This is a genomic window from Streptomyces sp. Ru72 (assembly GCF_002920635.1).
In the GTDB taxonomy this organism is placed as follows: domain Bacteria; phylum Actinomycetota; class Actinomycetes; order Streptomycetales; family Streptomycetaceae; genus Streptomyces.
Genome location: NZ_PQSR01000026.1, coordinates 49,923 through 73,130 on the forward strand (window position 1 = coordinate 49,923; position 23,208 = coordinate 73,130).

The 23,208-nt window shown below is 70.6% G+C and carries 23 protein-coding genes; 1 reads left to right on the forward strand and 22 read right to left on the reverse strand.

What is annotated here, in order from left to right:
• Positions 1-32 precede the first annotated feature (32 nt).
• From whiG to proS, 17 genes are all read right to left on the reverse strand, one after another.
• Positions 33-875, reverse strand: coding sequence for an RNA polymerase sigma factor WhiG (gene whiG, locus C3488_RS15270; protein WP_103839955.1), 843 nt, complete (start codon positions 873-875; stop codon positions 33-35).
• 272 nt (positions 876-1,147) lie between these two features.
• The gene (dprA, locus tag C3488_RS15275; protein ID WP_103839956.1) at positions 1,148-2,308 is read right to left on the reverse strand and encodes a DNA-processing protein DprA; all 1,161 of its coding nucleotides are present in this window, start codon (positions 2,306-2,308) and stop codon (positions 1,148-1,150) included.
• Positions 2,305-3,930 (reverse strand): YifB family Mg chelatase-like AAA ATPase, encoded by a 1,626-nt coding sequence (locus C3488_RS15280; RefSeq protein ID WP_103839957.1) that lies wholly within the window; start codon positions 3,928-3,930, stop codon positions 2,305-2,307. Before C3488_RS15280 ends, dprA begins: the two co-directional genes overlap by 4 nt.
• A 1-nt stretch (position 3,931) precedes the next feature.
• The gene (locus tag C3488_RS15285; protein WP_103839958.1) at positions 3,932-4,333 is read right to left on the reverse strand and encodes a YraN family protein; all 402 of its coding nucleotides are present in this window, start codon (positions 4,331-4,333) and stop codon (positions 3,932-3,934) included.
• Between the two features lie 91 nt (positions 4,334-4,424).
• Positions 4,425-4,733 (reverse strand): DUF2469 domain-containing protein, encoded by a 309-nt coding sequence (locus tag C3488_RS15290; RefSeq protein WP_003965949.1) that lies wholly within the window; start codon positions 4,731-4,733, stop codon positions 4,425-4,427.
• A gap of 56 nt (positions 4,734-4,789) precedes the next feature.
• Complete coding sequence (locus tag C3488_RS15295; protein WP_103839959.1) at positions 4,790-5,323, reverse strand: NUDIX hydrolase; 534 nt, start codon at positions 5,321-5,323, stop codon at positions 4,790-4,792.
• The gene (gene lepB, locus C3488_RS15300) at positions 5,313-6,059 is read right to left on the reverse strand and encodes a signal peptidase I (protein WP_103839960.1); all 747 of its coding nucleotides are present in this window, start codon (positions 6,057-6,059) and stop codon (positions 5,313-5,315) included. Before lepB (C3488_RS15300) ends, C3488_RS15295 begins: the two co-directional genes overlap by 11 nt.
• A 78-nt stretch (positions 6,060-6,137) precedes the next feature.
• The gene (lepB, locus tag C3488_RS15305; protein ID WP_103839961.1) at positions 6,138-7,091 is read right to left on the reverse strand and encodes a signal peptidase I; all 954 of its coding nucleotides are present in this window, start codon (positions 7,089-7,091) and stop codon (positions 6,138-6,140) included.
• Entirely contained in the window at positions 6,976-8,064 is a 1,089-nt protein-coding gene (gene lepB, locus C3488_RS15310; RefSeq protein WP_146067866.1) for a signal peptidase I, read from the reverse strand. Before lepB (C3488_RS15310) ends, lepB (C3488_RS15305) begins: the two co-directional genes overlap by 116 nt.
• Positions 8,057-8,812 (reverse strand): signal peptidase I, encoded by a 756-nt coding sequence (lepB, locus tag C3488_RS15315; protein ID WP_103839962.1) that lies wholly within the window; start codon positions 8,810-8,812, stop codon positions 8,057-8,059. Before lepB (C3488_RS15315) ends, lepB (C3488_RS15310) begins: the two co-directional genes overlap by 8 nt.
• Positions 8,813-8,857: 45 nt before the next feature.
• Entirely contained in the window at positions 8,858-9,208 is a 351-nt protein-coding gene (gene rplS / locus C3488_RS15320; protein WP_076091320.1) for a 50S ribosomal protein L19, read from the reverse strand.
• 137 nt (positions 9,209-9,345) lie between these two features.
• Complete coding sequence (trmD, locus tag C3488_RS15325; protein ID WP_103839963.1) at positions 9,346-10,179, reverse strand: tRNA (guanosine(37)-N1)-methyltransferase TrmD; 834 nt, start codon at positions 10,177-10,179, stop codon at positions 9,346-9,348.
• Complete coding sequence (gene rimM / locus C3488_RS15330; protein ID WP_103839964.1) at positions 10,179-10,721, reverse strand: ribosome maturation factor RimM; 543 nt, start codon at positions 10,719-10,721, stop codon at positions 10,179-10,181. Before rimM ends, trmD begins: the two co-directional genes overlap by 1 nt.
• A gap of 81 nt (positions 10,722-10,802) precedes the next feature.
• On the reverse strand, positions 10,803-11,042 hold the full coding sequence (locus tag C3488_RS15335; RefSeq protein ID WP_003973401.1) for an RNA-binding protein: 240 nt from the start codon (positions 11,040-11,042) through the stop codon (positions 10,803-10,805).
• A 2-nt stretch (positions 11,043-11,044) separates the two neighbouring features.
• The gene (gene rpsP / locus C3488_RS15340; protein ID WP_103839965.1) at positions 11,045-11,473 is read right to left on the reverse strand and encodes a 30S ribosomal protein S16; all 429 of its coding nucleotides are present in this window, start codon (positions 11,471-11,473) and stop codon (positions 11,045-11,047) included.
• Positions 11,474-11,777: 304 nt separating this feature from the next.
• Positions 11,778-12,374 carry a hypothetical protein gene (locus C3488_RS15345; protein WP_103839966.1) on the reverse strand — a complete coding sequence of 199 codons (597 nt, stop codon included), beginning with the start codon at positions 12,372-12,374 and terminating at the stop codon, positions 11,778-11,780.
• A 259-nt stretch (positions 12,375-12,633) separates the two neighbouring features.
• Entirely contained in the window at positions 12,634-14,049 is a 1,416-nt protein-coding gene (gene proS, locus C3488_RS15350) for a proline--tRNA ligase (protein ID WP_103839967.1), read from the reverse strand.
• Between the two features lie 238 nt (positions 14,050-14,287).
• Here proS and C3488_RS15355 point away from each other — a divergent pair, with 238 nt between their 5' ends.
• Positions 14,288-15,148: an SAM-dependent methyltransferase gene (locus C3488_RS15355; protein ID WP_103839968.1), complete on the forward strand. Its 861-nt coding sequence runs from the start codon at positions 14,288-14,290 to the stop codon at positions 15,146-15,148.
• A gap of 63 nt (positions 15,149-15,211) precedes the next feature.
• Here the strand turns inward: C3488_RS15355 and ffh are convergent, their stop codons facing one another.
• The 5 genes from ffh to C3488_RS15380 all read right to left on the reverse strand — a co-directional run bounded on the left by ffh (position 15,212) and on the right by C3488_RS15380 (position 22,930).
• On the reverse strand, positions 15,212-16,762 hold the full coding sequence (ffh, locus tag C3488_RS15360; protein ID WP_103839969.1) for a signal recognition particle protein: 1,551 nt from the start codon (positions 16,760-16,762) through the stop codon (positions 15,212-15,214).
• Positions 16,763-16,850: 88 nt separating this feature from the next.
• Complete coding sequence (locus C3488_RS15365; RefSeq protein ID WP_103839970.1) at positions 16,851-19,295, reverse strand: [protein-PII] uridylyltransferase; 2,445 nt, start codon at positions 19,293-19,295, stop codon at positions 16,851-16,853.
• A 25-nt stretch (positions 19,296-19,320) separates the two neighbouring features.
• Positions 19,321-19,659: a P-II family nitrogen regulator gene (locus tag C3488_RS15370; RefSeq protein ID WP_103839971.1), complete on the reverse strand. Its 339-nt coding sequence runs from the start codon at positions 19,657-19,659 to the stop codon at positions 19,321-19,323.
• On the reverse strand, positions 19,656-20,996 hold the full coding sequence (locus C3488_RS15375) for an ammonium transporter (RefSeq protein ID WP_103839972.1): 1,341 nt from the start codon (positions 20,994-20,996) through the stop codon (positions 19,656-19,658). Before C3488_RS15375 ends, C3488_RS15370 begins: the two co-directional genes overlap by 4 nt.
• 455 nt (positions 20,997-21,451) lie before the next feature.
• Positions 21,452-22,930: a hypothetical protein gene (locus C3488_RS15380; RefSeq protein WP_103839973.1), complete on the reverse strand. Its 1,479-nt coding sequence runs from the start codon at positions 22,928-22,930 to the stop codon at positions 21,452-21,454.
• Between the last annotated feature and the right edge of the window lie 278 nt (positions 22,931-23,208).

Consider the following 23,208-nt stretch of genomic DNA (forward strand, 5'->3'; position numbering starts at 1 on the left):
CGGGCCACACGCGCCGGTGACGGGATTGCGCCTCAGCGGCCGAAGGCGGCCAGCTTGGCCCGCAGCTGCAGAACCGACTTCGTGTGGATCTGGCTCACCCGGCTCTCGGTCACGCCGAGCACGTTGCCGATCTCAGCGAGCGTGAGCCCCTCGTAGTAGTAGAGCGTGACCACGGTCTTCTCCCGCTCGGGCAGCGTGTTGATGGCTCGTGCCAGGAACCTTCGCAGCTCGCGGTCCTCGGCCACCTCGACCGGGTTGTCGGCGGCGGTGTCCTCCAGCGTGTCCAGGAAGCTCAGCCCGTCGCCGTCCTCACCGCCCACGTGCAGCAGTTCCTCGAGAGCCACGACGTTCGCGAGTGACAACTGGCTGAAGACGGCATGGAGCTCGTCCACGCCGATGCCCATTTCCGCGGCCACCTCCGCCTCGGTCGGGGTCCGCCTCAGGCGCGCCTCCAGGGTCGCGTACGCCCGCTCCACGCTGCGTGCCTTCTGCCGTACCGAGCGTGGGATCCAGTCCAGCGCACGCAGTTCGTCGATCATGGCGCCCCGGATCCGGGTGATCGCGTACGTCTCGAACTTGATCTCCCGGTCGATGTCGAACTTCTCGATCGCGTCGATCAGCCCGAAGACCCCCGATGACACGAAGTCGGCCTGGTCCACGTTGGCCGGCAGGCCGACGCTCACCCGGCCGGCCACGTACTTCACCAACGGTGAGTAGTGCAGGATCAGCTGCTCCCGCAGCCGCTCGTCCCCCGTCTCCTTGTACGACCGCCACAACTCGTCGAGCGTCGAGGGAGCGGGCGGGCGCACGCTGCCGCCGTCACGGGCGGCTGGGGGAAGCGCCGCCCGGTCGGACCCGGAGGTGTGCTGGGGCATTCGTCGCCTTGTGCCGTTCTGCTGTGAACTGGTGGTGCCTGGGTGAGCTGTCGGCCCGGTGCCGAGATGGCCTGTCTGAGTCGGAACCTCGTGAGCGTAGCGTGACTGTGGTGTCGCAGTGTGCGAAGGGCGGCGGATCACCCGTGCGCGAACGGGCCATGTGGGGCGGTTGCCGCGGGTGCGGTGGTAGCCGTCCGTGATCGCCGGAAAGGGTCAACTGCGGGAAACACCAAGGCTGTCGGGGGTCGCCCGGACGGCCGACACACGCTCGGTCAGCACGGTAGGTGATCTTGTCGCCCGGCTGTGACGGCCTGGCGTGTCAACTTCCAGCCATCGCCGTGTCGTTCGACGAATCCAAGTGATCGGAGTTCGTACAGTCTCCCGACCGCGTCGTCCTGGGTCGTCTGCGCGCCGCGGGCGATCTCGGCCGCGGGTGCGGTGCCGCGTGCGGGCAGGGCGGCCAGGATCCGTCGGGCGGCGGGTTCCAGCAGGTCGCGGGGCAGGACGGGACCGCGTCGGTCCGGGGCCAGTTCGCCCATGTCGCCGACCAGCTCCACGACGTCCGCTGCGTCGGTGACGAGTACGGCTTCGCCGCGCAGCAGTTCGTGCACGCCGGCCGAGAGTCCGCTGCTGACGGGGCCGGGGACGCCCATGACGAAGCGGCCGAGCCGCCCGGCGGCACGCGCGGTGACCAGGGAGCCGCTGCGGTGGGCGGCCTCGACGACGACGGTGCCGCGGGTGAGTGCGGCGATGACCCTGTTGCGGACGATGAACCGGCTGGGTGTCGGGTGTTCCCCGGGTGGCAGTTCGCCCACGACCAGTCCCTGTTCCGCGATCCTGCCGATCAGTCGGGTGTGGCCGCGCGGGTAGGGCCGGTCGACGCCGCAGGCGAGGACGGCGACGGTGGCACCACCCGCGCCGAGGGCGCCTCGGTGGGCGGCGCCGTCGACCCCGTAGGCGCCCCCCGACACGATGACCCAGCCGCGTTCGGCGAGGTCGGCGGCGAGGGTGGCCGCGATGTGTGCGCCGTACTCGGTGCAGGCCCGTGCGCCGACGAGTGCGACGGACTTCAGGGCCCACATCCGCAGACTGGGGCGCCCTCGCACCCACAGGCCGACAGGGCGTGCGTCACCGAGGTCGTCGAGCTGGGCCGGCCAATCGGTCGTCCCCGGGCACACGAACCTCATGCCGGCATCCCGGGCGGCGGCCCAATCCCGCTCCGGCTCGGCTCGTGCGGCCCGCGCGAGCAGCCCTGCCCACCGTTTGTCCGTCACCCCCGGCAGCCGCCTGCCGCCTTCGCGGAGTCGTCGGGCCAGCTCTTCGGGGCCGTGGTCCCGCAGCCAGCGACCGGCCACCTCGTCTCCGGGCTCGATGACCCGGGTGAGGAAGATCCGGGCGAGGGATGCGGTGTCGAGGGTGCCGTCCTCGCTCATGCCGATGCTCCGATCGTCATCGACACGCCCCGTGGAATGCCGGTGCGCAGTTGCAGTGCCAGGGCGACGTCCGTCGCGTTGGGCCGGTCGTGGCCCACGAGGTCGGCGACCGTCCAGGCCACGCGCAGGACGCGGTCGAGTCCCCGGGCGGTGAGCACGCCCCGTTCCAGGTTGCGCTCGGCCTCGTCCATGGCGCCGGGCGCGGCGTGCCAGCGGCTGCGCAGTTCGCGTCCCGGTACTTCGCTGTTGGTCCGCCAGGGGGTGTCCGCCAGGCGTGCCGCCGCTCGCTGCCTGGCGGCGCGGACCCGGTCGGCGACGGTCGCGGTGGTCTCGCCTCGGGTGCCGCGGCCGGTGAGTTCGGCCCGGGTGACGGGGTCGACCTCGACGCGCAGGTCGACCCGGTCGAGGAGGGGGCCGGAGAGCCGGGCCTGGTAGCGGCGGATCGCCGAGGGCGGGCATTCGCAGTGGGCGTCGCGCTGGGAGAAGCGTCCGCAGGGGCAGGGGTTGGCGGCGAGCACCATGAGGAACTTCGCGGGGAACCGCACGACGCCGGCGCTGCGGGCGATCACGACGTGCCCGGATTCGAGGGGCTGTCGCAGGGCGTCCAGGGCGTGGCTGCTGAACTCGGGGGTTTCGTCCAGGAAGAGGACCCCTCGGTGGGCGAGTGACACGGCGCCGGGCCGGGCGACGCCGGGGCCGCCTCCGACGAGGGCCTGCATGGTGGCGGAGTGGTGCGGGGCGCAGTAGGGGGCGATGTCGATCAGGGGTTTGCCGGGTGGGAGCAGGCCGGCCACCGAGTGCACCGCTGTGACTTCCAGCGATTCCTGCCTGCTGAGCCTGGGCAGGATGGCGGGCAGCCGTTCGGCGAGCATGGTCTTGCCGGCGCCGGGCGGGCCTTCGAGGAAGAGGTGGTGGCCGCCGGCAGCGGCCACCTCGACCGCGGTGCGCGCCGTGTTCTGTCCCACGACGTCGGCGAGGTCGTGGCCGGTGTCGTGGTGTGCGGCGCCCATGCTGTGCATCCCGGTGGCGGCTCCGGTGCCCGGCACGCGCAGGCCGGCGAGGAGGGGATCGGGGCGGCCCTGCTCGTCCGGCTCCTCGTCGGGTACGGGCTCGTCGGCGAGGACGGCGATGAGTTGCCGCAGGCTGCGGACTCCGAGTACGGACACGCCGGGTACCAGGGAGGCCTCGGCGGCGGCGCATTCCGGGACGACCACCTGTTCGTAGCCCGCGTCCGCGGCGGCCAGGACCGCGGGCAGGATGCCGCGGACCGGCCGGACTCGTCCGTCCAGGCCGAGTTCGCCGATCATGACGATGTCGGCGAGCACCCTGGGGTCGATGCGTTCGGCGGCGCCGAGTACCGCGCAGGCGACGGCGAGGTCGAACCCGCTGCCGGCCTTGGGCACGGAGGCGGGGCTGAGTCCGACGGTGAGCTTCTTCTGGGGCCATTCGCCGCCCGAGTTGACCACGGCGGCCCGGACCCGGTCCCGGCTCTCCGTCAGGCTCTTGTCGGGCAGGCCCACGAGGGTGAATGCCGCGACGCCGGGTTCGAGGTCGGCCTGGACCTCGACGACCACGCCTTCGACTCCGACCAGTGCCACGGAGCATGTGCGTGCGAAGCCCATGTCAGGCCACCCCCCGCGCGTGCTGGACGGCGGGTGCGCCGCGCTGCGGGAGCAGGACGCCGATCAGGTCGATGCGGACGCCTCCCGGTGGGGCGCCGCCGTGGGCCTGGATCCAGCGTTCGGCGAGGTCGCGCAGCCGCGCGGCCTTCTGAGGGGTCACGGCGGCCATCGGGTGCTCGAATGCACCGCCCCTGCGGGTCTTCACCTCGCAGACGACCAGGACGTCGCCGTCCCTGGCGACGATGTCGATCTCGCCGCTTCTGCCGTCGCGCCAGTTGCGCTCCAGGATGGTCATCCCGGTGGCGGTGAGGCGTCGGGCGGCTAGGTTCTCTCCGTACCTGCCGAGTGCGTTGCGTGCCTGGTGTGTGGTCATGTCGGCACCACCTCCGGCGCCAACGGTCACGCATCGGGCTCCACCGCATGGATCTTGGTGGATTACTCGGCGGTTGTGGAAAAGTCCGTCACCCATACGGGTGCGGTCACAGGCGCGGTGCTCAGCCGCCCGGCAGCTCCAGGTCGCTCTTGTTCAGCTCCTCGATGTTCACGTCCTTGAATGTGAGGACGCGTACCTGCTTCACGAAACGGGCGGGGCGGTACATGTCCCACACCCAGGCGTCCGCCATGGACACCTCGAAGAACACCTCGCCCTGGACCGAGTGCACCTGCATCTCGTAGTCGTTGGTGAGGTAGAAGCGCCGCTCGGTCTCGATCACGTATTTGAACAGACCGACGACATCGCGGTACTCCCGGTAGAGCTTGAGCTCCATCTCGGTCTCGTACTTCTCGAGGTCCTCGGCGCTCATGGCATGTTCCCCTTCAGCCGTGCGATCCCCCCATTGTGCGCCACTCCTGTGGGGCCCTAGACGATTTCCGTGTCCAGCGTCACAGGTTCGGCGGGGGGACCTTCGTCGAGCAGTGTGCGCAGCAGCTCGGCGAGTCTCTTCGGATACACCGTCTCACGTGCCTCGGCCAGTTCTCCGCACGTCCACCACCGTGCTCCCGCGACACTGCGCTTTTCCAGTTCGGTGAGGTTCGGCGCGGCCGTGGCCGTCTGGGCCGTGCGGGCCAGGTAGTACCACTCGTCCTGGTCCCAGCGTCGGCCCGCGAACGGGAACGAGCACCTGCGCCGCCACAGCACGGGGCCCAGGTCGACCTGGGTGATACCGGTTTCCTCGGCCACTTCGCGCAGCGCGGCCTGCTCGCGCGTCTCGTCGCCCTCGACGCCGCCGCCGGGGGTGAACCACCAGTCGTCCGCCGGGTCCTCCGGCTCGTGGCCGTGCAGCAGCAGGATGCGGTCGTCGGGGTCCAGCAGCACCACCCGGGCGACCTTGCGCGGCGCGGCGCCCGGCTCTTCCGGCGACGCGGGGGCGGGCGAGGATGCCTCAGCGTGCACGGGCCGGCTCCGTCCGCACCGCGGTGCCGCGCCCCCGTCGCGCGAGCCCCGCGATCGGCCCGTAGGCCGCGCCTCCGAGCACCAGCGCCGCGCCCACCACGATCACGCCGAGGATCAGCCGCAGCGGCCCGGGCGACGAGAGGGGGCCCAGCGTCTCGAAGCCCGTCGGGCGGGCCAGCATGCCGTGCATGGGCCACACCACGGCGTCCACACGGGCGTCCACCGCGTTGCGGGGCACCGTGCCGTTGAAGGCCTCCGTGAGGTGCGCGGAGGAGTCCAGGGAGCCGCTGCGCTCGTCGCCGAGCACGAACAGCCGGTCCTTGGGGACCGTGATCGTGGGGATGGTCTTGAACTCGGCGGGCTCGCCCTTGGCGAGGTAGGACTCGTCGATCTTCTTGCCGTTGACGGTCAGCTTGCCGTCGGTGCAGCAGCCGACGGTGTCGCCGCCGACCGCCACGACCCGCTTGACCAGCGGCATGTTGCCCCAGGTCGTCTGGCGGAAGACGATGACGTCGCCGCGCTCGACGTCGGCGCCGTCGACGCGCTGTGCGAGGACCCGGTCACCGGCGGCGATGGTGGGCGACATGGAGTTGGTGGGCACGGTGTAGGGCTGGTAGACGATCGCGCCCCAGACGAACCCGCCGAGGAAGAGCACACAGCCGAGGGCCACGGCCAGCCCCGACAGCCTGCTGCCGAGCCGTCCGCGGCCCTTGTCCGCACGACCAGTCCCGCTCATTCCCACAGCTCCCAGGTCGGAGAATCGATCCCGCGGCCATTGCCGGGCCGCAGAAGATCGGCGATCTGGGACGGCACCCTACCCGGCGGTACCGCTGCCGGAAACCCGCGGGTTTCCGTCGGTAAGGCGCGCGGTCAGGCGGCGCCTGCGCCAGAGCACCAGCGGCGCGGCGCCGATCAGGCCGAGGGCCGAGGGGGCCACCGTGTTGAGGCCCTGGTCGAAGGTGTCCGGGATGGGCAGCGTGTCCCAGCGGGTGGGCGGCCAGGCGATCACGATCGCGCGGCCCACGACGTTCCCCACGGGCACGAAGCCCCGGAACTTGTCCTGCTGGTGGTAGCGGGAGTCGAGCGAGTTCTGCCGGTGGTCGCCCATGACCCAGATTTTGCCCGGGGGAACCGTGACCTTGAACTGGCCGCCCTGGTCGTCGACGCTGCACGGGGTGTTGCCCGGGTACACGTACGGCTCGTTGAGCGGCTTGCCGTTGACCAGCAGCGGGCCGGTGTTCTTGCACTCGATGGTGTCGCCGGCGACACCGACGACCCGCTTGATGAGGTCCTTCTCCTCGGCGGACGGCATCAGGCCGATCCAGCTCAGCGCCGTCTGCAGCGCGTTCGGAGTGCTGGTGGGCTCGCCCGCCAGCCAGTTGTCCGGGTCGTGGAAGACCACGACCTCGCCGCGCGAGGGCTTGGAGCCGAACCACGGGGTCAGCTTGTCGACGAGGACCCGGTCACCCTGCTGGAGGGTGTTCTGCATCGAGTCCGAGGGGATCGAGAACGCCTGCACCAGGAACGTCTTGATCAGCAGCGCGAGCACCAGCGCGATGCCGATGAGGAGCGGAAGTTCCTTCCAGAAGGAGCGCTGCTTCTTGGGGCCGCCGCCCTGGCCGCCGCTGTCCTGCGCGCCGTGCGCCGGGGAGTCACTCCCGGTGCCGACGTGCTCTTCCGCGGCCGGGGCAGCCGCCTCGTCGGGTCGCTCCGGCCTCTCCTCGGGACCCTCGTGTCCGGACCGTGCGCCGACCGCCAAATCCCCCACATCCACTCCTCACTCCGTACCGCCGCCGGCGCCCCTGTCGACGCAGGCCCACCACTCCCATAACGAGCGGGAGTTCCGCAGGGCTCGGGAGGGGGATCAATCCGTATCGATCCGCGGAGGCCACCCTATGCGACGGACCGAGTGCGCTGGCCGCACCGCCCGGCACCGACGCGTAAGTGTCCGGCTCCTTCAGTCGGGTCCAGTGCCCAATGGGCCAGGCGATAACCATGGCGCGGCCCACGACGGACTCCTCCGAGACAGTACCGCCGTACGGCTCGTTGCGGTGGTAGCGGGAGTCGGCCGAGTTGGCCCGGTGGTCGCCCATCACCCACAGGCGCCCGGGTGGCACGGTCTCCGAGAACGAGAAGTCCGAAGGTTTGTTCCCCGGGTGAATGTACGGCTCGTTCAGCGGCACACCGTTGACCGTGACCCGCCCTTGCGTGTCACAGCACTTGACGGTGTCTCCGCCGACCGCGATGACCCGTTTGATGAGGTCCTTGTCGTTGTCAGACGGCAGCAGGCCGATCCAGGTGAGCCCTTCCTTGACCTGTTTGACGACGATCGGGTCGTTCTTCTGGGGTGTCTTCTCGCCCGCGAGCCAGTCGCCGGGGTCCCGGAAGACGACGACGTCACCGCGCTGCGGCTTGGAGCCGAACCACGGGGTCAGCTTGTCGACGAGGACGCGGTCGCCGATCTGGATCGTGTTCTCCATGGAACCCGACGGGATGACGAACGCCTGCACGAGGAAGGTCTTCAGAACCAGCGCTATGAGGACGGCGACACCGACGAGGAGCGGTATCTCCTTGACGGCGGAACGCCTCCTCTTGCGCTTCACCTTGCGCTGGAGCTTGCGCCGCTCGGCACGGCTGCGTCCGGTGGGGGCTGAGCCGGCGGCGCGTCGCGCGCCGGTGGGCAGCAGGTTCTGCGTGGCGGTGTCGGACGGCGCACGGCGCGGTTTGCCGCGGTTACCCATGCGCACCGCCCGCTGCCTTCGGCGCGTTCGTCTCCGGGGCGCTCGTGCCGGGCGCGGGCACGCGCGCGTAGGCGCCGGGTCGGGTGATGTGCCTGAAGTGCGCGGAGGGCCAGATCACCCAGTCGGCCCGGCCGATCACGGCGCCGACGGGGACCATGCCGCCGCCCGGCGACCCGAGGTGGTCCCGGGAGTCGCTGGAGTCCCTGCGGTGGTCGCCGAGGACGAAGAGCGCGCCGTCGGGCACGACGACGTCGAAGGGGACGTCGGACGGGCTGTTGCCGGGGTAGAGAAACGACGACTCGTCGACCGACCGGCCGTTCACCTCGAGCCTCCCCTCCTTGTCGCAGCAGACCACGTGGTCTCCCCCTACACCCACTACCCGTTTGACGTAGTCGGCGTTCCCGAAGTACCCGGTGCCGTCGAACACGACGACATCTCCCCGCTGCGGCTCGGATCCGAAACGGTACGCCAACTTATTTACGAGAACGCGGTCCCCGATCCTCAATCCGCGCTCCATGGAACCGCTCGGTATGTCGAACGGCTGCATCACAAAGGTGCCGAGGGTGAGGAGGAAAAGCAGACAGACCAGCACGGTGAGGGTGATCCGGCCGCCGGGCAGCCTGCCGGCGACGCGGGACGGCAACGCGAAGCGCGACCGCTCCTCCGGCCCCCCTGTGTCCGAGGTCTCCTCGGGCTGCGCGGGGTGGGAGGAGCGGTCGCGCTCCAGGTGCTGTGCTTCGGTGTCCATCGGGGCCAGATGCTATCCGGCCCCCTTGTGAACCCCCTCAGGCGCTCAGTTCTCGCGCTTCTCCTTGATCTTCGCGGCCTTGCCGCGCAGGTCGCGCAGGTAGTACAGCTTGGCGCGACGGACGTCACCTCGGGTGACGAGCTCGATCTTCTCCACGATCGGGGTGTGCACCGGGAAGGTGCGCTCGACGCCGACGGAGAAGGAGACCTTGCGGACCGTGAAGGTCTCGCGCACGCCGGAGCCCTGGCGGCGGATCACGACGCCCTTGAACTGCTGCACACGGGAGCGGTTGCCCTCGATGACGCGGACGTGGACGTTGACCGTGTCACCGGGACGGAAGGCCGGGATGTCGGAGCGCAGCGACGCGGCGTCGACGGAGTCGAGCAGGTGAGACATTTCGTCTGCTTTCTTCGCCGATGCCACAGGTCATCGGCGGTACGTAGTTTTTCGGTAAGAGAGTGGTGGCCGTCGTCGGGGCGGGCGTCGTGTCCCCCTGTGGCAGGGGCGCACGCCGGACGGCGGGCAACAGCGCACTATTCTTCCATGCCGTCCGGCCTGCGCCAAAATCGGCCGTAGGGCTTGCCCTCCGGGTCGGGCGCCCAGCCCAGGATGGAGAGCATCTCGCGGTCCTTCTTGTCGAAGGCGGCGGGGTCGCAGCCCTCGATCAGGTCGGGCCGGTTGGCCGTCGTGCGCTTCAGGGCCTCGTCGCGGCGCCAGCGGGCGATCTTCCCGTGGTGGCCGCTGAGCAGCACGTCGGGGATGTCCCGGCCGCGCCAGGCGGGCGGCTTGGTGTAGACGGGGCCCTCGAGGAGGTTGGCCATCGCGCCGGGCGCGAAGGAGTCGTCCCGGTGGGACTCGGCGTTGCCGAGGACGCCGGGCAGGAGCCGGGCCACCGCCTCGGTGATGACGAGGACGGCCGCCTCGCCGCCGGCGAGGACGTAGTCGCCGATGGACACCTCGTACACCGGCATCCGGGTGGCGTACTCGTCGACGACGCGGCGGTCGATGCCCTCGTAGCGGGCGGGGGTGAAGATCAGCCACGGGCGCTCGGAGAGTTCGACGGCGAGCTTCTGGGTGAAGGGACGGCCGCTGGGGGTCGGGACGATCAGCGCGGGCTCGTGGGAGCCGGTCTCGTAGCCGTCGGCGAGTGTCTCGTCCAGGGCGTCGCCCCAGGGCTCGGTCTTCATCACCATGCCGGGGCCGCCGCCGTACGGCGTGTCGTCGACGGTGTTGTGCCGGTCGTACGTCCAGGACCGCAGGTCGTGCACGTGGACATCGAGCTGCCCCCGCGCGCGTGCCTTGCCGACGAGGGAGACGTTCAGCGGTTCCAGGTACTCGGGGAAGATCGTGACGACGTCGAGCCGCATCACGCCTCTTCCCGGGAGGACGCGATCTCGGCCCTGTCGTCGATCAGTCCCGGCGGCGGATCGATGATCGCCCGCTGCTCCTCGAGGTCGATCTCGGTGACGATCTCCGACACGAACGGGACGAACACCTCGGTCCCGTCCGGACGCTCCACCACGAACAGGTCCTGCGTGGGCAGGTGCGAGATCTCGGTGATGCGGCCGACCTCGACGCCGTCCGCGGTCACCACGTCCAGGTCGATGAGCTGGTGGTCGTAGTACTCGTCCTCGCCCTCGGGCAGTTCGTCGGGGTCGACCTCGGCGATCAGCAGGGTGTTGCGCAGCGCCTCTGCGGCGTTGCGGTCCCTCACGCCCTCGAAGCGAAGGAGCAGGCGGCCGCTGTGCACCCGGCCCGTCTCGATGGTCAGCGGTCCGGCCGAGGCGGGGTCGGTGGCCAGTACGGCGCCGGGTGCGAGCCTGAGTTCCGGCTCATCGGTACGGACCTCCACGGTGACCTCGCCCCTGACCCCGTGGGCGCGGCCGATCCGTGCGACTACCAGCTGCACTGTGCTTGATCTCCTGTCATACGACTACGGGCCGGGGACGGCCCAGTGGCCCTCCCCGGCCCGAGCCGGTGCTGCGTAGGTTCAGCGGACGTGGTCCACGTCGACGAGGTCGACCCGGACGCCGCGGCCGCCGATGGCGCCCACGACGGTGCGCAGAGCACGTGCGGTGCGGCCGTTGCGGCCGATCACCTTGCCGAGGTCGTCGGGGTGGACCCGGACCTCGAGCACACGCCCGCGACGCAGGTTGCGCGAGGCCACCTGCACATCGTCAGGGTTGTCGACGATGCCCTTCACGAGGTGCTCGAGAGCCTCCTCGAGCATGCTCAGGCCTCGGTCGACTCAGACGCAGAGGACTCGGCCGGGGCCTCGTCCTTCTTCTCGGCCTTCTTCTTCTGGGTGATCGCCTCGCCCTTGCCCTCGTCCTCGCCGCTGATGGCCTCGAACGACGGACGCGCGGCCTTGGTCTCCGGCTGCAGCAGCGGCGCCGGGGCGGGCTCGCCCTTGAACTTCTGCCAGTCGCCAGTCTTCTTGAGGATGGCGAGCACGGGCTCGGTCGGCTGAGCGCCGACACCGAGCCAGTACGCCACGCGCTCGGCGTCGACCTCGATCACCGACGGGTTGTACGTCGGGTGGTACTTGCCGATCTCCTCGATCGCCCGGCCGTCACGGCGGGTGCGGGAGTCGGCGACGACGATGCGGTAGTGAGGCGAACGGATCTTGCCCAGACGCTTCAGCTTGATCTTGACTGCCACGGGAGTGGGTTCTCCTGGATTTGACGTGGTTGGGCACGGCGAAGTGGCCGCGTGGGGTTGCGGTACCCGAGTGCCCGATGGACGCGTCAGCCGGAGGAGAGAGGGGTCCTGTGCGGCTGTCGAGTACAGCTAGCCATTGTGCCATACCCTGCGGGCCGCTCATGGCCGAGGGGGCGGTGCGCAGGTGTGCGGACATGCCGAAGGGGCATCCGGCGCCGGGGTCCCCCGGGCGTTGCTCACGCCACCCGGCGCTCACGGATGCCTGTGGGCAAGTGAGGTACGGCCGCCACGAGCAGCCGTCGGCTCAGCTTGCCGCCGCTCCCACCGGCTCGGGGATGCGGAACGGTTTTCCGCAGCCGCCGCACACGATCGGAGCCTGGGCCAGGACCGAGGGGACCACCCGCACGTTGCGGCCGCAGTCGCAGACCGCCTTGACGCGGACGCCGCCCCCGGAGGAGCCGTGCCGGGCGGCCGGGCCCCGGAACGTGCGGGCCGTGTCGGCGGCCGTCGCCTGCGAGTGGGCCTTGAGCGCGCGCTGGAGCCGCTCGATCGTCGGGCGGTAGCGCCGTTTCGCCTCGGGGTTGAGCGTGACCAGGGAGAAGCCGCTGCTCGGGTGCGGCTCCTCGGGGTGGTCCAGGCCCAGCTCCTCGGCGATCGCGAGGAATCTGCGGTTGTGGTAGCGGCCGGCACGGGAGGTGTCGCGTACTCCGCGCGCGGCGGCGATGCCGTGGACTGCCTCATGCAGCAGTCGTTCGAAGGAGAGTTCGTGCCCGCAGGCGGACGACGACTCTCCGATCAGTGACTCGGGCGCGGCAAGATCGGGCAGCTCGGAGTGGTACCGCTGAATGTCGGCCCACGCCTGCGCCAGCTCTGCGGCGAGAACAGGTGGTGTCGTGCTCACGTAATGACAACGAGCCTGAGGTCCCCTGTGTTCCTATTCCGGGGCATCCCAAATAATTTGCACGTACCCGTCAGTTGCCGCTGATGCGTCCTGACGAGGGCGGGTGCGCCGAACTGCGGAGAAGTCTCACAGCTCATCCCAAGGTGGTGCGTAGCGACGCCTACGACCCGGCGCGTAGCGGAACTCCGCACGCCGGGGCTGCTGTGGTCCTCGGATACGCAAGAGGCGTTTCGGCCGCTCTTGGAACCCGTCCGGTATCTCAGTAAGCGCGCGCGACGACGGCGACGTTACCGGGTGCGTCGTCGGCGTCGGGAACCGACCCGTCCTCGGCGACCAGACACCGTACGGTCACCGCGTGCTCGGCCAGCCCCGCCTCGCCGTCCTCGCCGAGCACGGCCCACGGAATGCGAGCCCAGCCGCCCGCCGTGGCCGCCTCGACGGCCTCCTCGATCGTGGACACGTCCACCGTGCGGGACTCCCGGCGCTCACGCGACTGCTCCAGCAGCAGCGCCTGGTCCTCCTCGAGGATCCCGGGCAGTGTCCCGGCAAGCGCGTCGACCGGGACCGGCTCCTTGCCCCCGGGGATGCGTCGGACCAGCACCGCGGTGCCGTTCTCCAGGTCTCGGGGTCCGATCTCGACGCGTACGGGCACGCCCTTGAGTTCCCAGTCGACGGCGCGGCGGCCGAAGGGGGTGTCGGTGCGGTCGTCGACGTGGACGCGGAGCCCCGCCGATCTCAGCCGGTCGCCGGTCTCGCGGACCGTGGCCAGAACCGTCTCGTCGCCCTTGATCGCGAGGACGACCACCTGGATGGGGGCCAGGCGTGGCGGGACGCGCAGACCGTCGTCGTCGCCGTGCGTCATCACCAGGGCGCCGATCATGCGGGTGGTGGACCCCCAGGAGGTCTGCCAGACGAGTTCCTGTGTGCCGTCCTTCGACAGGTACTGCGTGCGGAAGGCCCTGGCGAAGTTCTGGCCCAGCTCATGGCTGGTGACCATCTGCAGGGCCTTGCCGTCCCCCATCATGCTTTCGAGGGTGAGGGTGTTGATCGCGCCGGCGAAGCGCTCCCTGGCCGTCTTGCGACCGGACACGAAGTCCGTCGCGAGGACGTTGCGCAGAAAGTCCCCGTAGACGTCGCGGTGGATGCGGGCGGCGAAGTCCCGGGCCTCCTCGTAGGTGGCGTGCGCCGTGTGGCCCTCCTGCCACAGGAACTCGGAGGTGCGCAGGAAGAGCCGCGGCCTGAGTTCCCAACGCACCACGTTCGCCCACTGGTTGATCAGGAGCGGAAGGTCGCGGTAGCTCTGGATCCACTTGGAGAAGTACTCGTTGACGATGGTCTCGGAGGTGGGCCGGACGACCGCCGGCTCCTCCAGTTCCTTGCCGCCGCCGTGCGTGACCACGGCGAGTTCGGGCGCGAATCCCTCGACGTGTTCGGCCTCCCTCGTCAGGTACGACTGGGGGATCAGCAGCGGGAAGTAGGCGTTCTGAGTGCCCGTCTCCTTGATGCGGGCGTCCATCTCCTGCTGCATCCGCTCCCACAGCCCGTACCCGTACGGTCGGATCACCATGGTGCCGCGCACCGGCCCGTTGTCCGCCAGTTCGGCCTTGTTCACGATGTCCTGGTACCAACGGGGAAAGTCCTCCGCCCGGGGCGTGAGGACGGGTGCCTTTGCCATGGCGCGATGGTACGGGGGCACCCGTGTGCCCGGTGAATCAATTTCCCGCCCGGGGGTGGCCCAGGGGCGCGCGGACGGCGCACACCGAGTACCCCACGACCCCTGGACGCCACGACGGGCGCGGAGTTTCCTGGCATACGGAGGCCATACGGGGGCCACGGGGGCCGAGTGCGAGGGCACGTCACGGGGGACGGCATCGTCAGACAGCGGCAACTCACGGCGGATTGGGGCGCTTTCGATGACACCTACGCCCGTGCGGCAGCACCTTTCCCACGCGGGCGCGGTTCCTCGCGTGGACCGGGGTGCACGCGCGCGTGACTGGGCGGAAATTCAGGAGCGGATGCTGGTGCCGGTCTACGAGGCCGTCTACGAGCGGCTGGAAGTGGGTTCCGGGACGCGGCTGCTGGGGCTCGGATGCGGTACGGGACTGGCCCTGCTGATGGCCGCCTCCCGGGGCGCATCGGTCACCGGCGTGGACTGCGGGGCGTGTGAACGGCTGGCGCTCGCGCGCGAGCGGCTGGGGCCCGCGCCGTGGGACACGCGGGCGTGTGCCGGCGCCCGGATCGTGGAGGGCTCGCCACGGGACGCGGCGCCCGGACCCGATGAGCCGGCGTACAACCTGGTGACCGCGTTCGAGCCGATCGGCTGTGCGGCCGGTGACGCCGGGACCCTTGAGGAGCAGTTGGTGGCGGCGGTGCCGTTCACGGAGCACGGGACGCCCGTGGTGCTCGCCGGATGGGGTCCGCCGGAACGGTGCAGCACCGCGTCCGTCCTGCGGGTCGCCGCCAAACTGGCCGATCCGGAACGTGGCGGGGGCGGTTGGCGGCCGGCCCGGCGCGACGATCTGGAGGAGGCCGCGCAGCGCTGCGGGCTCAGGCCGGACGGGTCGGGGCGGGTCGCCTGCCCCTTCGGGTACGCCGACATGGACAGCGCGTTGCGGGGGATGCTGTCGACGGGGTTGTTCGACGCCGCGATCGACGCGACGGACCAGGAGCAGGTGGACAAGGAGCTGGCGGAGGCGCTGCATCCGCACCGGCGTGCGGACGGCACGGTGTGGATGCCGAACGTCTTCCGCTACCTGATCGCCCGCATCCCCTAGACGACGCGCGGGGGCGCCCCTGCTGAGAGGGGCGCCCCCGGCGTCGCGCGCGTCGAACGGGCGTCAGCCCATGAACTTCTTGAACTCGTCCGGCAGCTCGAACTCCTGGCCGCTCTGCTGCGGCAGGCCGAAGGCGCCTCCGCTCTGGGCCGCGGCGGCGCGGCGTGCGGCCTCCTCCTGCTCCTGCTGCTTGCGCTTCATCGGGTTGCCGGAGCGCTGCTTGCCCTTGGCCTTCTTCTGCTGCTTCCTGGCACGGCCGGGGCCGCCGCCCATGCCCGGGATCCCCGGCATGCCGGGCATGCCGCCGCCCTGGGCCATGCGGGACATCATCTTGCGGGCCTCGAAGAACCGCTCGACGAGGTGCTTCACCGCGCTGACCTCGACGCCGGAACCCTTGGCGATACGGGCGCGGCGCGAGCCGTTGATGATCGTCGGGTCCTGGCGCTCGCCCGGGGTCATCGACTTGATGATCGCGGCGGTGCGGTCGACGTCGCGCTCGTCGATGTTGTTGATCTGGTCCTTGATCTGGCCCATGCCCGGCAGCATCCCGAGCAGCTTGGAGATGGAGCCCATCTTCCTGACCTGCTCCATCTGGGCCAGGAAGTCGTCCAGGGTGAAGTCCTGGCCCTTCTTGGACGCCAGCTTGGAGGCCATCTTCTCGGCCTCTTCCTGGCTGAACGTCTTCTCCGCCTGCTCGATCAGGGTGAGCAGGTCACCCATGTCGAGGATGCGGGAGGCCATCCGGTCCGGGTGGAAGGCGTCGAAGTCGTCGAGCTTCTCGCCGTTCGACGCGAACATGATCGGCTTGCCGGTGATCTGGCGGATGGACAGGGCCGCACCACCGCGGGCGTCACCGTCGAGCTTGGAGAGCACCACACCGTCGAAGCCGACGCCGTCGCGGAAGGCCTCCGCGGTGTTCACCGCGTCCTGGCCGATCATGGCGTCGACGACGAACAGGATCTCGTCGGGCGAGACTGCGTCCCGGATGTCCGCGGCCTGCTGCATCATCTCCTGGTCGATGCCGAGGCGGCCCGCGGTGTCCACGATCACGATGTCGTGGACCTTCTGCTTCGCGTGGTCGATGGAGTCCTTGGCGACCTTGACCGGGTCGCCGACGCCGTTGCCCGGCTCCGGTGCGTAGACGGCGACGCCGGCGCGCTCGGCGACGACGCTGAGCTGGTTGACCGCGTTCGGGCGCTGGAGGTCGGCGGCGACCAGGAGCGGGGAGTGCCCCTGCTCCTTGAGCCACTTGCCGAGCTTGCCCGCGAGCGTGGTCTTACCGGCACCCTGCAGACCCGCGAGCATGATCACGGTCGGGGGCTGCTTGGCGAAGCGGAGGCGGCGGGTCTCGCCGCCGAGGATGGTGACCAGCTCCTCGTTGACGATCTTGAGGACCTGCTGGGCGGGGTTCAGCGCCCGGGAGACCTCGGCGCCGAGGGCGCGCTCCTTGACGTTCTTGATGAAGGAGCGGACCACGGGCAGGGCCACGTCGGCTTCGAGGAGCGCGATGCGGATCTCACGCGCCGTGGCGTCGATGTCCGCCTCGGAGAGCCTGCCTTTTCCGCGGAGGCTTTTGAAAGTCGCGCTAAGGCGGTCGGAGAGGGTGTCGAACACGGCGGCGTCGGTCCTCGGGGTCGGGGTCGTCTTGGGCTGCCCTCCAGGGTATCCGGCCGCGCGAGGAAAACGTCCCCGCCCGTCGGGGTCACCCCCGCAGCGCCTCCTCCAGGGCCCGTGCCACCGACACCGCGTCCTCCGCCGGCAACGGGGCGCCCGTGCCCGTCGTCACGTAGAAGGCGTCCACGGCGTTGGCCCCCAGCGTGGAGACGTGGGCGCTGCGCACCCGCACGCCCGCCTTCTCCAGTGCCCGTCCGATCCGGAACAGCAGCCCCGGTGCGTCCTGGGCGCGGACCTCGATCACCGTGGCGTGGCGGGAGGCCGCCGGGGCGACCGTCACGCGCGGCGGCGGGGGCACGACGCCCCGGCGGCGCGGGTAGGCCGCGTCGCGCTCGGCGAGGCGGGCCGAGATGTCCAGGGAGCCGTCCAGGGCCCGTACGAGGTCGGCACGCAGCCGGGCCGCCTGGGGCAGGGAGCCGTACTCCGCCGCGACCCGCCAGTCGAGCAGCAGCACAGAGCCGTCCATGCCGTCCGGCAGGTCGAGGGCCCGCAGCTCGGCGGTGCGGACGGTGAGGCGGTGCATGGCGAGCACCCCGGCCACGGCGGGCAGCACGCCGGGCTGGTCCGGTACGGCGATGAGGAGTTCCACGCCGAGGGGCTCCGGTTCGCCGGAGGGCTCCTCGGCGGGCGGCTCGGTCTGCGCGCGCAGTGCCAGGACCGGGCCGCCGGTGCGGTACGCCTCGACGGCGAGCCGTTCCTGCTCGGCGGTGGGCGTGGCGGCCTCGGGATCGGCGGGCTCGTCGCCGGCGAGCACCGCGGAGACCCGCTTCACCAGGTCGGTCACGAGCGCGCTGCGCCAGGTCGACCAGGCCGCGGGTCCGGTGGCGAGCGCGTCGGCCTCCGTGAGGGCGTGCAGCAGCTCCAGGGTGCTCTGCGAGCCGACGGCCTCGGCGACCGAACTGACGGTGGCCGGGTCCTCCAGGTCGCGCCGGGTCGCGGTCTCGACGAGGAGCAGGTGGTGGCGTACGAGGGTGGCGAGGACGGCGACGTCGTCGCGGTCGAAGCCGATGCGTCCGGCCACGTCACGGGCGATGATCTCGCCGGCGAGGGAGTGGTCGCCGGGCCAGCCCTTGCCGATGTCGTGCAGGAGCGCGGCGACCAGGAGGAGGTCGGGGCGGCCCACGCGGCGGGTCAGCTCGGAGGCGCGCACGGCCGTCTCGATCAGGTGCCGGTCGACGGTCCACAGGTGCACGGCGTTGCGCTGCGGGCGGCAGCGCACCCGCTCCCAGTCGGGCAGCAGGCGGGTGATCAGGCCCTCGGCTTCCAGGGCCTCCCAGACCTCGACGGTCGGGCGGCCGGAGCCCAGCAGGGTGACGAGCTGCTCGCGCGCCTCGGCGGGCCACGGCGTCGGCAGGGGGCGCACGGACGCGGCCATGCGCCGAACGGCGTGCAGGGAGAGCGGGAGGCCCGCCTGGGCGGCGGCAGCGGCCGCGCGCAGGGGAAGCACGGGGTCGCGTTCGGGGCGCGCGGCGCGCGCGAGGACTACTTCGCCGTCCTGCTCCACCACGCCCTCGGCCAGGGGGGACCGCTCGGCGACCGGCTTGCCGCCGCCCAGCATGGCGCGCAGCCTCGGCCGCACAGCGCGCGAACGCAGCACACGCCCCACTTCGCGCCACGTCACGTCGCTCGCATACGAAATGACGCGCGCCGCCTCGTAGACCTGCCGCAGCAGCGTGTCGGCGTCCAGCAGGCCCAGCTCGGTGGCGACCTGGTCCTGCTCCTGGAGCGCCAGCCGGTCGGTGGCGCGCCCGGTGGTCAGATGCAGCGCGTCGCGTACGTCGAGGAGCCTGCGCCGTGCGTCGGCCAGTCCCTCGCGCGGGGCGTCCGCGAGCCAGGAGGCGGCGACCGCGCGCAGGGCCGTGGCGTCGCGCAGCCCGCCCCGGGCCTCCTTGAGGTCCGGTTCCAGCAGGTACTGCAGCTCGCCCTGCCGCTCGGCGCGCTCGGCGCACAGCTCCTGCAGTTCGGGGAGACGTTTCGGCGCCTGGTTGCGCCAGTCGGCCAGCACGGCCGTCCGCAGGCCCGCGGTGAGCCCGAGGTCGCCCGCCAGGTGCCGTGCGTCCAGCAGCCCGAGCTGCACCTTGAGGTCCTCGCCGGCGGTCCTGCGGGCCTCCGCCGGGGTGCGCACGGAATGGTCGAGGGCCAGACCGAGGTCCCACACGGGGTACCAGATGCGGTCGGCGAGGGCGGCGACCGCCTTGCTGTCGCTCCCGTCGTGCAGCAGGAGCAGGTCGAGGTCGCTGCGCGGGGACAGTTCCCCGCGGCCGTAGCCGCCGACGGCGACCAGGGACACACCGCGCAGTCCCTCGGCGCCCGCGGCGAACAGCTCCGCGAGCCAGCCGTCCGTCAGGTCGGACAGGGCGGCACGGCGCGGCGGCCCGGACTGCGCCCCCTCCGTGAGGAGGCGCAGCCGGGCCGCCGCGTAGCCGCTGGGTCCCGAGCCCTCTGCTTCCGTACGTACGTCCGTACTCGTCACCCAGCGACTCCTGTTCCGTGCGTGTCTAGAGCGCGTCGGGTCCGCGCTCGCCGGTCCGGACCCGTACGGCCGTCTCGACCGGGATGGACCAGACCTTGCCGTCACCGATCTTGCCGGTGCGGGCCGCCTTGACGATGACCTCGATGAGCTGTTCGGCGTCGTCGTCCTCGGCCAGCACCTCGATACGGATCTTGGGTACCAGGTCGACCGTGTACTCGGCGCCGCGGTAGACCTCGGTGTGTCCCCGCTGCCGACCGTAGCCGCTCGCTTCCGTGACCGTCAGTCCATGGACCCCGAAGGCCTGCAGGGCCTCCTTGATCTCGTCGAGCCGGTGCGGCTTGACGACGGCGGTGATGAGCCTCATGCGTCCACCTTCCTGGTCTCCGTGGCGGCCAGGGCCGAGGCGAGGGTCCCGGTGACACCGCCGCCCGCGCCGCTGAAGTCGTATGCGGTCTCCGCGTGCTCGGCCTGGTCGATGCCCGAGACCTCCTGGTCCTCGGTGACCCGCATGCCGATCGTCTTGTCGAGGAGGAAGGCGAGGACCGCGGAGACGATCAGGGAGTAGGCGAGGACCGCGCCGACACCGGCGCACTGCTTCCACAGCTGGGTGAAGCTGTGGTCGCCGTAGAAGACGCCCGTGGCGGTGGACTGGCCCTTGCCCGTGGCGAAGAAGCCGATCAGCAGGGAGCCGATGATGCCGCCGACCATGTGGACGCCGACGACATCGAGGGAGTCGTCGTAGCCGAACTTGAACTTCAGGCCCACGGCCGCGGCGCAGGCGACACCGGCGATGGCACCGACGGCGATCGCGCCGAGCGGGGAGACCGCACCACCGGACGGGGTGATCGCGACCAGGCCGGCGACCGCGCCGGAGGCGGCTCCCAGCGTGGTGAACGCGCCGTGGCGGATCTTCTCGTAGGCGAGCCAGGCCAGCATGGCGGCGGCCGTCGCGACCTGCGTGTTGACGAACATCAGCGCGCCGACGCCGTCGTCGTTGCCGAGCCAGGAGCCCGCGTTGAAGCCGAACCAGCCGAACCACAGCAGACCCGCGCCGAGCATGACGAGCGGAAGGCTGTGAGGACGCATCGGGTCCTTCTTGAAGCCGACCCGCTTGCCGATGACGAGGATCACGCCGAGCGCCGCCGCACCGGCGTTGATGTGGACCGCGGTACCACCGGCGAAGTCGATCACACCGAGCTTGAAGGCCCAGCCGTCGGAGCCCCAGACCCAGTGGGCGACCGGGACGTAGACGATCGTGAGCCACAGGGCGATGAAGAGCGACCAGGCCGAGAACTTCACGCGGTCCGCCAGGGCACCGCTTATCAGCGCCGGGGTGATGATCGCGAACATCATCTGGAAGACCATGAACACGAAGATCGGGATCGTATAGCCGGGCCAGAGCTCCGTCAGACCGATCTTGCGGAGGCCGAACCAGTCGGAGTCCCAGCCGATGAAGCTGTTGTTCGTACCGAAGGCGAGGGAGAAGCCGTAGAGCACCCAGAGAATGGTGACGATGCCCATGCTGATGAAGCTCATCATCAGCATGTTCAGGGTGCTCTTGACGCGGACCATGCCTCCGTAGAAGAAGGCCAGGCCCGGGGTCATGATCAGCACCAGGGCGGAAGCGATGAGCATGAAACCTGTGTTGGCGGACGACAGCTTGGGTGCGTCCGCCGCAAGCGTGATGGCGGCTGGTGCCATCGGCGTCTCCTAGTCGGTTGGTACGGCCCCGTGCGGGCGAAGCCGGAGAGCGGTCCGGTCATGAGGGCGTGGGGGTTATGGGCCACGAGATTGACGCAGCGCCGTTTCGGTGGAAGCCCCTCGATGTTTCACCGCAGTGACGAAGGCGCCCGGCGTGTTACGCGTTGATGAACTGCCGGATGCCGGCCGCGCCGATCGTTATCGTGGCGCAACCTTCGATGGTGGGCGGCACGACCCTCGGCCGAATCACACAGCAACCATCAATTGATCAACCCCCACGGCGAGCAAGCCCATCCGCGAGAGCGGCGCCGGTTTAGGCGCAAAAAAACAGCCCGGCCGCGGCGGCCATCCGATGACCTGGCATGGGGGGAGCCGAGTCGGGCGGTTCGGGATGGCGGCCGCGGCCGGAGTCCTTGGGCCCTTTGGGCCCTGGGAGCCTGGGGCCCCAGGAGGGTTCAGACCGCTTCGGCGGTCTCGGGCAGGTGGGTGGCGAGGTGGTCGGTGAGTTCGACGATCTCCGTGAGATCACCGAAATCGCGTACAGCCGTGTCGACGGTTTTCCGAATACGAGTGTTGACACGTTCCGAGCGCACCTTTTTGGCGACCTCCAGGGCCCGCCTGGTGAGCACCGCGCTCTGCTCGGGTTCGCGCTGGAGGAGATGCACGGTGGCCATGCCGATCAGGTTGAGCGCGTACGACCGCTGATGCTCGCCGTCCTCGGCGAACCGGTCGACGGCCTTGCGCATCAGAGGCTCGGCGAGGGAGGCGTAGGTGGGGCTGCGGCCCGCGACATAGGCGAGGTCACGGAAGGAATGGGAGTTCTCCGCGTACAGCTCTGCCTCGGAGAAGAAACGGATCCAGTCGGGGTCCGGCTCGTCCCAGTCCTCGGCGTCGGCGAAGGTGTCCTCGGCCATCCGGACGGCACGCTTGCACCTGCCGGGCTGCCCCATGTTGGCGTAGGCGCGCGCCTCCATCGCATACAGCATCGCCTGGGTGCGCGGGCTCGCGCAGTCACGGCTGCCGTACTGGGCGAGGTGGATGAGCTCCAGGGCGTCCTCGGGCCGGCCCAGGTGGATCATCTGGCGGCTCATGCTGGAGAGGATGTACGAGCCGAGCGGCTTGTCGCCCGCCTCCTTGGCGGCGTGCAGGGCCAGCACGAAGTACTTCTGCGCGGTGGGCTGCAGTCCGACGTCGTAGCTCATCCAGCCGGCCAGTTCGGCCAGCTCGGCGGCGACCTTGAACAGGCGCTTGGCGGTGGCCTCGGGCTGCGGTTCCTGCAGCAGGTCGGTCACCTCGTGCAGCTGGCCGACGACCGCCTTGCGGCGCAGTCCGCCGCCGCACTGGGCGTCCCACTTGCGGAACATCACGGTGGTGGCCTCGAGCAGGTCCAGCTCGGGCTGGGAGAGCCGGCCGCGGGCGCGCCCGGACGGCGAGGCGGGCGTGGTGCCCTCGCGCGGGGAGGCGGGGCTGGGCACCAGCCAGCGCTGCACGGGCTCGATGAGGGACGGGCCCGCGGACAGGGCCAGCGAGGTTCCGAGGAAGCCGCGCCGCGCCAGCATCAGATCGCTGCGCGAGAACTCGCTGATCATGGCCACGGTCTGCGGGCCCGTCCAGGGCAGGTCGATCCCGGACACAGAGGGTGACTGGTGGGCGGGGCGCAGTCCGAGGTCCTCGACGGCGACGACACAGCCGAAGCGCTCGGAGAACAGCTCCGACAGGATCCGCGGGATCGGTTCGCGCGGGTTCTCCCCGTCGAGCCAGCGGCGCACCCGGGAGGTGTCCGTGGAGATGTGGTTCGCTCCCAACTGGCGTGCCCGGCGGTTCACTTGACGCGCCAACTCGCCCTTCGACCAGCCGCTGCGCACGAACCACGAGGTGAGCAGCTCATTGGGGCGCTTGTCAGCGTTCGTTGCGCTTCCGTCACTGCCGCCCACTGGAACGCCCCCATCCCTCAGACCACTTGTCGCTGTGCGCGCCAAGCACTACCAGAATGCCGGTGCCCACGGTCCCGCGTCCGGCGGTTCTCACCCGTCGGACGGGAACCGACTTGCCTCCGGCATACCCACGAGTGCATGCGTCCCCAGGAACCGTGCACTCAAAGTAGTCCTACGGTCACCCGTCCAGCCATGGCGTACACAGAAACGCCACCATTCGCCACCCCTTCGAATGAACCAAGGGCGGGCTCTGCACGATTCACTTGACACATGACAGC

Excerpts from the sequence above, each read along its gene's own strand:
- C3488_RS15335 (WP_003973401.1), bottom strand. The coding sequence starts at position 11,042 with ATGCTCGAGGAGGCTCTCGAGCACCTCGTGAAGGGCATCGTCGACAAC.
- C3488_RS15290 (WP_003965949.1), bottom strand. The coding sequence starts at position 4,733 with ATGAGCGCCGAGGACCTCGAGAAGTACGAGACCGAGATGGAGCTCAAG.
- rplS (WP_076091320.1), bottom strand. The coding sequence starts at position 9,208 with ATGTCTCACCTGCTCGACTCCGTCGACGCCGCGTCGCTGCGCTCCGAC.
- proS (WP_103839967.1), bottom strand. The coding sequence starts at position 14,049 with ATGGCAAAGGCACCCGTCCTCACGCCCCGGGCGGAGGACTTTCCCCGT.
- C3488_RS15370 (WP_103839971.1), bottom strand. The coding sequence starts at position 19,659 with ATGAGGCTCATCACCGCCGTCGTCAAGCCGCACCGGCTCGACGAGATC.
- whiG (WP_103839955.1), bottom strand. The coding sequence starts at position 875 with ATGCCCCAGCACACCTCCGGGTCCGACCGGGCGGCGCTTCCCCCAGCC.
- dprA (WP_103839956.1), bottom strand. The coding sequence starts at position 2,308 with ATGAGCGAGGACGGCACCCTCGACACCGCATCCCTCGCCCGGATCTTC.
- trmD (WP_103839963.1), bottom strand. The coding sequence starts at position 10,179 with ATGCGGCTCGACGTCGTCACGATCTTCCCCGAGTACCTGGAACCGCTG.
- lepB (WP_146067866.1), bottom strand. The coding sequence starts at position 8,064 with ATGGGTAACCGCGGCAAACCGCGCCGTGCGCCGTCCGACACCGCCACG.
- lepB (WP_103839960.1), bottom strand. The coding sequence starts at position 6,059 with ATGAGCGGGACTGGTCGTGCGGACAAGGGCCGCGGACGGCTCGGCAGC.
- C3488_RS15280 (WP_103839957.1), bottom strand. The coding sequence starts at position 3,930 with ATGGGCTTCGCACGCACATGCTCCGTGGCACTGGTCGGAGTCGAAGGC.
- lepB (WP_103839962.1), bottom strand. The coding sequence starts at position 8,812 with ATGGACACCGAAGCACAGCACCTGGAGCGCGACCGCTCCTCCCACCCC.
- C3488_RS15355 (WP_103839968.1), top strand. The coding sequence starts at position 14,288 with ATGACACCTACGCCCGTGCGGCAGCACCTTTCCCACGCGGGCGCGGTT.
- C3488_RS15375 (WP_103839972.1), bottom strand. The coding sequence starts at position 20,996 with ATGGCACCAGCCGCCATCACGCTTGCGGCGGACGCACCCAAGCTGTCG.